Origin of the sequence: Indolivaga capnocytophagoides, assembly GCF_036511535.1 — a bacterium.
GTDB lineage: Bacteria > Bacteroidota > Bacteroidia > Bacteroidales > Dysgonomonadaceae > Dysgonomonas_A > Dysgonomonas_A capnocytophagoides.
In genome coordinates, this window is record NZ_AP028867.1 from 3,340,273 (window position 1) to 3,352,921 (window position 12,649).

Genomic DNA, 12,649 nt, shown 5'->3' on the forward strand with positions numbered 1-12,649 from the left:
GCACATCAATCGAATAAGCTTTTTTCAGGAGACTCCAAATCTAACAGATAACGTTTTCGAACTAACCCTCCGGCATACCCCGTGAGGGTTTTATTTGTCCCTATAACACGGTGACAAGGGATTATTATGGCAATCTTATTAGCCCCGTTTGCATTCGCAACTGCCCTCACACTCGACTCTATACCCATCGATCGTGCCTCTTGAATATACGATATGGTTTTCCCATAGGGAATGGACAACAACTGAGACCATACTCTTTTCTGAAAGTCTGTTCCTAACATATCCAATTCAACAGAAAAAGTTGTAAGCTTCCCGGCGAAGTATTCGGATAATTCTTCTTTCAAAAGCCGTATATGCCTGTTTTCTCCGTCTGTGAGATTTATTTCTGCGAGAGTCGACAGACCCTGCATCTGCCGTTCCATATTCTTTCGGTCGGTAAATTCGAGTAAACAGATGCCATTCTCGGTGGCATATGCGATCATTTCTCCTATCGGAGTTTCAATTATAATAGAAGACGTGATTATTACTTGTTTTTTGTCCAATTCCAGCATTTTTAAGTATTCAATAAGAAATACATTGATAATCAGAAATATTTTGTTAAGTTAGGAAAATATTTTTCAACAATCAAACCTTCAAAACCTTCTATGATTATGAAAAAAAACTACCTCCTCTTCATTCTTTTATTAGGATTAATCACTATTCGTTGTACGGATCCAAGACCCAAAACGATAGAAAAGCCAACACATGGATTACAGAACACGAAAACTGTTGAGATCAACAAAATTGTATTAACTGATTCGGCAACCATCCTATATATGGATGCATACTTTTATCCAGGAAACTGGATACAGATAGATTCAGCTACATATATACAAGCCGATGGCAAGAAGTATACGATTACCGGATCGGACAGTATTGAATTGAACAAAAAACACTGGATGCCCGACAGTGGCGAGGACCACTTTACTCTCTACTTTCCTCCCCTGCCTAAAGGAACTAAAATAATCGATTTTATCGAATCTGATTGTGATAATTGTTTCAAAATATGGGATATCGACCTTACCGGAAAAAACAAAACCTATAAGCCGCAACTGCCGGATAATATAAATACCAAAATAGATAAAGAATACAAACTCCCCGAACCTGTGTTTAAAGCAGCAAGTTCAAAAATAACGTTTCATCCAACAGGGTTGAAAGAGGGGTACGCAATCGGAGAACCAGAATTAAAAATCAACAACCTCTTCACCAAGGATATGGATGAATACGCCGGTAAAAAAGAATCTGACGGGACATACACTTTTGAGGTCGATTTATATTCCACATCAACAGGATTCATAACATTTAGCAACAACTATCTGAATGTAGTCCTAAATCCGGGAGAAAATCTTGATATATATTATGATCTAACGGCTTTTTCGAAAAACACTTCCCGCTATCACCCTCAACCCGACCTTCCTTTCTGTATATTTAATGGCAGCTTTGACGAATTAAATACTCAGATATTACAATACAGGGATACCTTACAGTCATACAGTAATACCTTAAATGTATTTGCGGGTCGTGCTGATTCGACAATCTTAGAAATGAATAACACGCAATATGTAGATTATGTATTCAAAGACTATGATAAAAAAATGGCAAAACTCGAAAAAGCAGACTTGCCACAAGCTATAAAACAAGTTATAAAAAATAACCTGAAGGATGATGTAATTTACAATATTGGCTTCATGAACCGGATATATGAAGCTAATTACCGGGTAAAGAATAATATGGATTGGGACAAACCGTTAGGAATACAATTGCCAAAAGCAACCGAGAAGGATCTTATTTCGTTGAAGAAACTCGATTTGAATGATCCGATGCTGCTATACTCAAAGGATTTCAAATATTCTTTCTCAAATATATCAGGTCCTATTCCACCATCCATAAACATAGAAACTATTACAGGCAGTAAAACAGGACTGCTGAGAGATTTAAGAGAAGTATTCCCTGTTATATTTAAAGCATCCGAACCGGCAGAATTGAGCTCAAAAGACGAAAGCATTCTCTCCGGAACAGGCAACCCCTATTACAAAGAAGTATATGACTTGATTTTCAAAAAGACAAAACAACTTCAGAAAGAAGTCTTATCAAAAGGAGGATTCAAAATTGAATCAACTCCCGATGTAGAAAAAGATAAGGTTCTGGAAACCATTGTTTCCAAATATAAGGGAAAAGTCGTATTTATAGACATCTGGGCAACATGGTGTGGCCCTTGCATTGGAGCGATGAAAACGATAAAAACGATAAAACCAACAATGACCGAAAAAGGTATAGTATCGCTGTATGTATCCGGAGAAACTTCTCCAAAAAACAAATGGATGAGCATGTTACCCGAAATAGGAGGAATACATTACTATCTGAAAGAAGAACAATGGAATGCATTGTCTGAAAAATACAAATTCAATGGAATACCTACATACATGATATTCGATAAAAAGGGAAAAATGGCATTCAAAGCCACCGGATATCCGGGGAACAACAAAATTCTCGAAGAATTGGAGAAAGTCCTGTAAATTCCAGCACAGAAAAGAGAGATCAAGCATAAAAAGGGCTCTCTTTTTCTTTTAGTGCAATAAGATCAAAGAATACTACATATTTATATATCAAAAAGATACAAACTTTATCAACACAAAGACCGAGTTATCAACAATTCTCATAGAGTTTACCTCGTCATTTTAAGAAGTGCAGCAATTATTCGTTTCTTTGCAATCATAAAATCTTAAAAGAGTAACATAAAACTACTATGGGTAAAATAATTGCTTTAGCAAATCAGAAAGGTGGTGTGGGCAAGACTACTACTACCATCAACTTAGCTGCGTCTTTAGCTACACTCGAGAAAAAAGTATTAGTAGTAGATGCAGACCCTCAGGCAAATGCGTCTTCGGGTTTAGGACTGGATATTAAGCATATAAAAAATACTATTTACGAATGTCTCATCGGTGCAGCAAGCGCCGAGAAAGCCATTGTTCCTACTGAATATGAACGTTTGGATATTATCCCCTCTCACATAAACTTGGTTGGAGCCGAGTTGGAAATGCTGAATATCGAAAACCGCGAAAAACGACTTGCCTCTGTACTTGCCCCGATAAAGCAAAATTACGACTATATCCTGATAGACTGCTCTCCATCATTGGGATTGATCACCGTAAATTCGCTTACAGCGGCAGATTCGGTTATAATACCCGTTCAATGCGAGTATTTTGCACTGGAAGGAATCAGTAAACTGCTGAATACAATCAAAATTATCAAATCCAAGCTTAATCCATCTTTAGAGATCGAAGGATTTTTACTGACGATGTATGACGCCCGTTTACGTTTAGCTAACCAGATCTACGAAGAAGTCAAAAAGCACTTCCAGGAACTTGTATTTACAACAGTGATACAACGCAATGTAAAGCTAAGCGAATCACAAAGTTTTGCCCAGCCGGTTATCGCATATGATGCCGCATCGCGAGGTACTGTAAACTACATGCAGCTGGCAAAAGAACTAATAGAAAAAAATTCGTAACTTTGTAGCTAGGCCGAATTACAAAAGATACAAAACATCTGATTACATCGGTAATATCATTGTGGCGGTATAGATATAATCAAATATCAATTAATACTTATTTTTAAGAAATCAGCATGTTTATTGCCCCAAAAGGTAATATAATCAACAGCCTGTATAACTTAAAAATAATTACTTTTAGTTAAATTGAATTATGGCAAAAAAACCTGCTTTAGGGAGAGGATTGGATGCTCTTATAACAATGGATGAAGTGAAAACCTCAGGGTCTTCATCTATTAGTGAAGTTCCATTGTCTCAGATTCAACCTAATCCCGATCAACCTAGACGTGTTTTTGACGAAGAAGCACTTCGAGAACTGGCTGTTTCTATCAAACAGTTAGGCGTGATACAGCCTATTACATTGCGTAAAATAGATGATGATACTTATCAGATCATCGCCGGAGAACGCAGATACAGAGCTTCGATGATTGCACAGGTTGAGTCAATCCCTGCCTATGTAAAAACAGCCGAAGACGAAAATGTCATGGAAATGGCATTGATCGAAAATATTCAACGGGAAGATCTAAACTCAATCGAAATAGCCCTTGCTTATCAAAACCTGATAGAGACTTATAACCTCACTCAGGAAAGATTAAGCGAACGAATCGGAAAAAAACGAACTACAATTGCCAATTACCTACGACTGCTGAAACTACCGGCGGAAATACAAATGGCGATCAGAGATAAAAGAATAGATATGGCGCATGCCCGTACTCTGGTAACCATCGAAAACCCTGAGGTACAGCTAGAAGTATACGAACATATACTCAATGAAGATCTTTCGGTACGCAAAGTGGAAGAGTATGTAAGGGCAATCAACAAAGGTGAAACTTTAGAAGAAATCATTCAGGAAAAAGAAGTTGTCGATCTTGTAAAGAAAGGAAAAATACAAAAAGCAACTCCCGAAGAATTCGATGTTTTAAAGAAACACCTATCAAAATTCTTCGATTCGAGGGTCCAGCTCACTTGTAACGACAAGGGAAAAGGTAAAATTACGATCGCCTTTAATTCAGACGAGGATCTTGAGCGTATTATTACTAAATTTGACCAGTTGAAACGATAAATTCGCATTTTTCCGTGTCATAAGCATAACTATGATAAAAAGAACAATCGTTGGTATATTTGCTTTATGTTTCGTATCATTGTATGCCTCAGGGCAGGACAATGATTCTTTACATATAGCCCCTACTCCCCAGAAGGCGTTAAGTACCAATAAAAATGATACTGTAGCATGGGTGGATTCAAAGCTTTCGTTCGATAAATCGACAGAAAAAGCGATGAATACGAAAGAATTAAAACCATTCAAACCTGATCCGAATAAAGCAGTACTTTATTCGGCTATTTTTCCGGGGTTGGGTCAGATATATAACCGTAAATACTGGAAACTACCGCTCATATACGGAGGTTTCGTTGGATTGTATTACGCAATATCGTGGAATGGCAGGTATTACAATGATTACACAAAGGCATACAAAGCCATCATGAGCGAATATCCCCGAAGCGATGCTAACTTTGCTATTTGGGGATCGTTTATCAGTGGCAATGTCAAAGTAACCGATATCACAGATGCACAGATAACCTCGTATAAAACGAGATTCAGAAATAAACGCGATTCTTACAGAAGATACCGCGACCTAAGTATAATCGGAGCCGTAGCTCTATATGGTCTTTGTATGATTGATGCATACGTAGACGCCCATTTGTTTGATTTTGATATTTCTCCGGATTTATCAATGAGAGTTGAGCCTAAAATGGAACAGGATCCTTTTGCCCGAAGAACAGTTGGCATCCAATGTAGTTTTACTTTTTAAGTCATTTGTCGAAAATGACAGGAAAATCAAAGGTTTATGCTGAGAAAAATTATTGTTATTAGTTTAGTTTGTTCGAGTTCGCTAATTATTACTGCCCAAAACCGCAAAACGGGAGTATCTCTCAGGGATACTATTACCGACAAAGACCTTGTAGTACCGGAAGAAATAGAGCGAAACTTCGATCAGCTTCTTATCGATTGGAGAAAAGAATTTTCTCCTGCATTGACATGCAACTCCAATGTCGACACAGACGTTGTATTCGAAGACTCGATATATATCAACAGGCTCTACAGTCTGCCCACAGTTATGGAACTAGCATACAATCCTATTGTAAAATCATACATCAGCATGTATACCGGAAGGATGCGTAACAGTGTCGAATACTTTGTAGGCAAATCGAGCTATTACTTTCCTATTTTCGAACAAGCACTCGATAAATACGGCTTACCTCTCGAACTGAAGTATCTTCCGATAATAGAATCGGCTCTTAATCCTACAATTGTATCACGAGCGGGAGCAACCGGTCTCTGGCAATTTATGATAGGTACAGGCAAAATGTACGATCTGGAAGTAAACAGCTTGGTAGATGAGCGTCGCGACCCGTTGAAATCGACAGATGCGGCTGCCCGTTATTTAAAAGACCTGTTCAATATATATGGTGATTGGAATCTCGTTATCGCTGCTTATAACTGCGGCCCCGGAAATGTCAACAAGGCAATTAAACGAAGCGGAGGAGCAACCGATTATTGGGCTATATACCCCTATTTACCGAGAGAAACAAGAGGTTATGTTCCGGCTTTTATTGCAGCAACCTATGTCATGAACTACTATTCGGATCATAATATTTGCCCGTTCGAATACAAATACACAAGATCGACGGATACGATCGTTGTAGACAAATACCTGCACCTGCAGCAAGTGGCAGATGTATTAGGTGTTCCGATTGATGAAGTACGCAATCTGAATCCTCAATATAAAAAAGATATCGTTCCGGGAGAATTCAAGCGTTATCTCGTAACACTGCCTTCTGCCAAGGCCGCGGACTTCGAAGTATCGAAAGATTCAGTTTATGCATACAGAACCAATGAATTTCTATCGCACCGAAAGGTTGTAGAACCCAGCGGTTATACAGCATCTGCAGGAAGTGCATCAAGATATAGGGTCAGACGTGGTGATAACATCGCATCCATCGCAAGAAAACACGGAATATCAACCACTCAGATAAAACGTTGGAATGGATTAAGGTCAAACAGATTAAAAGCCGGACAATATCTAGTGGTAAGCAATCCCAGTATAGCACCACGCAAAGAGAAAGAAGAAACTTCGACAGAAGAAGTTACACTTGCACAAAATCAAACACAAACAGAAAATACAGCTACAAATACAGCATCTGCAGAAATAGGAAGTAAAACAAACGAATCGAGTCTCCTTGCTCAATATTTCAACAAGATGCAGGAAAAGGAAGTTTCGGACAATAACGGTTCTTCGGCTACTGAAGATAACAGCAATACGGCAGCAACACCAACCGCCAACAAGCAACCAAGGATACACGACCTTCAGAGTCCTCAGACAATATACCACAAAGTACGTATCGGAGAAACATTAACCCAGATAGCATCTAAATACAGCGTAGATAAAGATGATATCACTCAGTGGAATAAACTGAAGAAATCGGTTCCTAAAGTCGGACAAAGACTCGTTATTCATCTACCACAAAAAGCAAAAGAAGAAGACATAGAAGAAAATGTACCTTCAATTAATGCCGAAGCGGTAGAAGAAGTGATGGCAGAAGCAAAAAAATCAGCTGAAAACGAAACAGCCAGTCAGGCGGTAGCATCAATATCTCCGGTGGCAATGAAGAAAATAGACGGAAAAGAATCATCGAAGACATCACAAACTCCCGAACCGAAAAAATCGGCTCCTAAAGTTAAAGTCCCAATGATATATGTAGTCAAGAAAGGCGATACACTGGGGCATATCGCATCCCGCTACGGAGGCAAAACGACAGCAAGCAGCATACGAAAGGCCAATAACTTAAAATCAGATAATTTAAGTATCGGACAGAAATTAAAAATACCCAGATAAAGGATTTTGTCCTTATCTTGGCAAATAAAAAAGATCTAATGCAACAATGTCTGATGATAATAAGTTGTTGCTGTTGTATACACAAAAATAATAAATAGGTCTGAGACCTTACTTTATGGACAACAACGATAAGAACAAAGAGGAAGAAATGATGATCGATAAAGAGTTTGACGCTCTTATCGAGGATTATATCAAATCCAATCACAGACGAAAAGTCGAACTGATAACGAAAGCTTTTCATATAGCCCGCGAAGCACATAAAGGCGCACGCCGCAGGTCGGGTGAGCCGTATATCATGCATCCTATAGCGGTAGCCCGTATTGTTTGTAACGAAATAGGCCTCGGGTCAACATCTATATGCGCGGCTCTCCTCCATGATGTTGTAGAAGACACAGACTACACGGTAGATGATATCAAGAAACTTTTTGGCGATAAAATCGCTGAAATTGTCGATGGACTGACGAAAATTTCGAGTGGTATGTTCGGAGATCAGGTTTCTTCGCAAGCCGAGAATTTCCGTAAACTACTGCTAACGATGTCCGATGACATCCGAGTGATTCTGGTTAAAATAGCCGACCGTCTTCACAATATGAGAACCTTGGGTTCGATGGCTCCGGCAAAACGCCATAAGATTGCAGGAGAAACAATGTATATATATGCCCCTCTGGCACACAGGCTGGGGCTTTTTGCCATAAAAACTGAACTCGAAGAACTGAGTTTTAAATACGAAAATCCCGAAGAATACAACGATATTATAGAAAAGCTCGACAAATCGAGCTACATCCGCCGTGATATATTCGAACACTTTGCCGAGCCTGTAAAGAAAAGACTCGATGAACAAGGCTTCAAATACGAAATAAAGGCGAGAGATAAGTCGGTCTATTCTATTTGGAATAAGATGAAGACAAAGGCCGTTCCGTTCGAAGAAATCTATGATATTTTTGCGGTACGTGTTATCTTCGAATCCGAACCTGGATTAGATGAAAAGAAGCGATGCTGGGATATTTATTCGATCATTACGGATATTTATAAGCTCCGCCCCGACAGAATCAGGGATTGGGTAAGCCGTCCGAAATCGAATGGATATCAGGCTCTACATCTCACGGTTATGGGCCCTGATGGCGAATGGGTCGAAATACAGATCCGAAGCCGAAGAATGGATGATATCGCCGAAAAGGGATTCGCTGCGCACTGGAAATACAAAGAGGGAAAAGTCGAAGAAGATACAGAACTCGACAAATGGCTGAAAACCATAAAAGAGATACTCGAAAATCCAAATCCGAACGCAATTGACTTCCTTGATACAATCAAACTGAACTTATTTTCGCAAGAGATATTCGTGTTTACTCCCAAAGGAGATCTCAAGACAATGGCTCAGGGAGCAACTGCTCTCGATTTTGCCTATGAACTTCACTCCAATATCGGAGATAAATGTATCGGGGCGAAGGTAAATCACAAGCTTGTACCATTGAGCCATAAGTTAAACAGCGGTGATCAGGTCGAAATTCTGACATCAAAGTCACAAACCCCTCAACCCGAATGGCTGGGATTTGTTACAAGCGGAAAAGCAAGAGCTAAACTTGAGACATCTCTGAAAAAGCAGAAAAAAGAGATAGCGAAACAAGGTGAAATAAGATTAAGAGGTTTCTTGGGTGTCGAAGATATCCCAACTCCTACAATCGATAAAATGCTGGACTATTATAAGGTTGCAAAGAAAGAAGACCTGTTCTTCGCTGTGGGTAATAAAACGATTGTTTTGCCGGCAAAACCGGCTCTTTTGTTCAAAGACACCAAAGATACGGCCAATAGCAACTTCCTGATGAGATATGTCCGTCAGGCTTTCAGAACCAAGAAGAAAGAAACCGAAACAGCAACTATTTCAGATACAGATGATCTGAATACCATCGACAAGAAGAAGACCTATATACTTCAGGAAGATTCTTTTCAGAAAAATTTCAGGCTCGCATCATGCTGTAATCCTATTCCTGGAGATAAAGTATTCGGTTTTATCGGTGATAACAACGAAATACAGGTACACAATGTAAATTGTCCTGTAGGTCTTAAACTAAAAGCTAGTTTTGGTAATAAGATTTTGAATCTTGAGTGGGGTAATTATGCGCAGTACTCGTTTCTATCGACAATAGTTATCAGAGGGATAGACCGGGTAGGAATGCTGAACGATATAACCAAGGTGATCATCACGGACTCGGTAAATATAAAAAATTTGAATATCGAATCGAATGATGGTATCTTTGAAGGTAAAGTAAGCCTTTTTGTACATAGTGTAGCAGATGTACAAAAACTATGTTCACTGATTCTTAAGATAGAAGGTGTACAATCGGTAAACAGGCTTAGTTAAAGGCAGTAGACCTTTTTATAATCGAATTAATGGATATGAGCGAAAATTTCAATATGCATAACGAAAAACTGAACGGAACGGAGCGTGAATTTGAAAACGCACTCCGCCCTCTTACTTTTTCGAGCTTCAGCGGACAAGACAAGGTGGTAGAAAACCTCAAAGTATTTGTCACTGCTGCACGTATGCGTGGCGAGTCTCTCGACCATACTTTATTGCATGGACCTCCGGGATTGGGAAAAACAACCCTGTCGAATATTATAGCCAATGAATTGGGGGTAGGTTTTAAAATTACCTCAGGCCCTGTACTCGATAAACCCGGTGATCTAGCCGGATTGCTCACATCTCTGGAGCCTAATGATGTTCTTTTTATCGATGAAATACACCGTCTTTCACCCATTGTTGAAGAATACCTGTACAGTGCCATGGAAGATTACCGCATCGATATAATGATAGATAAGGGACCGAGTGCCCGTTCGGTACAGATCGAACTGAATCCCTTTACCCTGATAGGGGCAACTACCCGAAGCGGCTTACTGACAAGCCCGTTGAGAGCCCGTTTCGGTATCAATATGCACTTGGAGTATTATGACATGAATACGCTGACCAATATTATAGTTCGATCCGCAGATATTCTCGATGTTCCCTGCAAAAGCAATGCAGCACATGAAATTGCATTAAGAAGCCGTGGAACTCCCCGTATAGCGAATGCTTTGTTACGGAGAGTACGTGATTTTGCACAGGTTAAAGGATCAGGAAGCATCGACAAAGAAATAGCGACCTATGCACTTGAAGCTCTGAATATCGATAAATATGGACTCGATGAAATCGACAATAAAATATTGCTGATCATTATCGATAAATTCAAAGGAGGTCCTGTAGGTATCTCTACCATTGCCACAGCTTTGGGTGAAGATGGGGGCACAATAGAGGAGGTATATGAACCATTCCTCATAAAAGAAGGATTTATGAAACGAACTCCAAGAGGGCGGGAAGTAACCGAACTTGCATACAAGCACCTCGGACGTCATAAAGAAACCGAACAGGGGTATCTGTTTTAAAAAGGATCAAACCCTCTGTTACGGTCATAGAGAACCGGTTTTACCGAATAAATTTAAGCAAGGTCTCAGACCAATTTATTACTTTGGCAAGTATAACAACCTGAGATTATTGATAAACTAAAAATATATCATTAAATGCTTTCTTTTACTGATATGGGATATTTTACGGACAAATCACGGAATACTATTATACTATTCAGCCTATTGATTATAGGCTCTTTTTATTTATTGTACCACTGCTTTTACACGGCGTTCTGGTACGACGAGGCATATACAATCAATCTGGTCAGGCATTCTTTTTCACAACTATGGTATATCACGGCAAATGATGTTCACCCTCCTCTTTATTATGCTTTGCTCAAAGTATATACATACTTTGCCGGACAGTCGGTTGTCGCTCTCCGTATATTTTCATGCCTGCCGGTTATAGGATGCCTGATTATAGGATGCACTCTGATCAGAAAGGATTTTGGCGATAAAACCGCAGTTTTATTTCTCTCCATCTTCATCCTACTACCCGTAACCCAATACATAGCCTCCGAAATAAGGATGTATTCACTAGCTATGTTGTTTGTTTTAGGAAGTGCAATATACTCATACCGAAGTTTTAATAACTTTTCGAAATTCAATCTAATAAAACTTACCTTATTTTCTTTAGCTGCAGCATATACCCATTATTACGCTTTGATGGCAGTTTTTTATATTTATGCCATACTATTCACAGTTCTTTTTATATACAAAAGAGATAAATCACTTCAATTTTTAGGAATAGGTATTCTTTTTATAGTCGGCTATTTGCCATGGTTAATCCATATTCCGGCTCAAATGGGTCAGGTGAGCGATGAATACTGGATAAATCAATCGAGATTAAAAGATCTCGTGATTTACATTTACTACCCTTTCTCTACAGAATTAGACTTGGTAGGGACAGGAACGCCTTTAAAAACATTTGCAATCGAACTGATTTTAACTGCTATCCTTTTGTCGATAGTTTGTTATACAGTTGTAGATAGTTCACAGGGTTCACATAAAGAGAAAATCCCTAAAAGTATCTTCGGAAAACTTATTTTCGCCGTTTTCATCCTGGTTATATCATCTGTGATTGTGTATTCATTTGCCGTGAAGCCAGTCTTTGTAACACGTTACATGAACCCTCTGATGGCTTTATTTATCTTATTTATCGCAATCCATTTATCATTACTTAATTATGACAAGACAATAAATAAAGTCATCGTTTCTTTATTTTTCGTGATCCTGGGTTTTCTATCGGTAAACAGGTTTATGCTTCAAAAAGAAACAAATGACCGGGATCAATGGGTTCAGAATAATATTATCCATTTTGCCGAACAGCGGGTAGATAGTAATACTGTATTCTTATACTCCGACACACGAAGTTTTGCTATAGCTTTCGGAAATTTACTATATCCTGACCATAAGCACTATCAAAGAATACGTCTGACTAAGAAATACTACAAACAATACCTGAAAAACTTTAACTGCATCCCTATTTTTGATTTTAAAGAAGTCGACCCATCTTATAAAAACGCATTAATAATCAAAAATGTAGACAAAGACGATTCTTTTATGAATGTTACCGCCGATTCAATCGAAGTAAGCCAATATTTTGAGATTGTAGACAGAGCCAACTTCAAAGGACATGTGGTGTACCAACTCCGGAGAAAAGAATAGATTCCAAGATTTTTATCTATAGGAGAAAGTTCTTTGATTGGTTTATGGGTATTCTTTA

8 protein-coding genes and 1 pseudogene are annotated in these 12,649 nt (G+C 38.8%); 8 read left to right on the forward strand and 1 reads right to left on the reverse strand.

Annotated elements, in window-relative coordinates:
* Positions 1-5 precede the first annotated feature (5 nt).
* The gene (locus tag AABJ51_RS13430) at positions 6-551 is read right to left on the reverse strand and encodes a methylated-DNA--[protein]-cysteine S-methyltransferase (protein ID WP_338372913.1); all 546 of its coding nucleotides are present in this window, start codon (positions 549-551) and stop codon (positions 6-8) included.
* Positions 552-650: 99 nt separating this feature from the next.
* Between AABJ51_RS13430 and AABJ51_RS13435 the strand changes: the two genes are divergently transcribed.
* From AABJ51_RS13435 to AABJ51_RS13470, 8 genes and pseudogenes are all read left to right on the forward strand, one after another.
* Complete coding sequence (locus AABJ51_RS13435) at positions 651-2,555, forward strand: TlpA family protein disulfide reductase (RefSeq protein ID WP_338372914.1); 1,905 nt, start codon at positions 651-653, stop codon at positions 2,553-2,555.
* A gap of 230 nt (positions 2,556-2,785) precedes the next feature.
* A complete protein-coding gene (locus tag AABJ51_RS13440; RefSeq protein WP_026626642.1) occupies positions 2,786-3,550 on the forward strand; it encodes a ParA family protein in 765 nt (254 codons plus the stop codon).
* A gap of 193 nt (positions 3,551-3,743) precedes the next feature.
* Positions 3,744-4,652, forward strand: a complete 909-nt coding sequence (locus AABJ51_RS13445; RefSeq protein ID WP_026626641.1) for a ParB/RepB/Spo0J family partition protein — start codon at positions 3,744-3,746, stop codon at positions 4,650-4,652.
* A 31-nt stretch (positions 4,653-4,683) separates the two neighbouring features.
* Complete coding sequence (locus AABJ51_RS13450; protein ID WP_051290727.1) at positions 4,684-5,400, forward strand: DUF5683 domain-containing protein; 717 nt, start codon at positions 4,684-4,686, stop codon at positions 5,398-5,400.
* 39 nt (positions 5,401-5,439) lie between these two features.
* Positions 5,440-6,687: pseudogene (locus tag AABJ51_RS19430) on the forward strand (lytic transglycosylase domain-containing protein); the annotation flags it as partial.
* Positions 6,688-7,600: 913 nt separating this feature from the next.
* Complete coding sequence (locus tag AABJ51_RS13460) at positions 7,601-9,844, forward strand: RelA/SpoT family protein (RefSeq protein WP_338372916.1); 2,244 nt, start codon at positions 7,601-7,603, stop codon at positions 9,842-9,844.
* Positions 9,845-9,879: 35 nt separating this feature from the next.
* Positions 9,880-10,902 (forward strand): Holliday junction branch migration DNA helicase RuvB, encoded by a 1,023-nt coding sequence (ruvB, locus tag AABJ51_RS13465; protein ID WP_035331801.1) that lies wholly within the window; start codon positions 9,880-9,882, stop codon positions 10,900-10,902.
* 135 nt (positions 10,903-11,037) lie between these two features.
* Positions 11,038-12,591: a glycosyltransferase family 39 protein gene (locus tag AABJ51_RS13470; RefSeq protein WP_338372917.1), complete on the forward strand. Its 1,554-nt coding sequence runs from the start codon at positions 11,038-11,040 to the stop codon at positions 12,589-12,591.
* Positions 12,592-12,649: the final 58 nt, after the last annotated feature.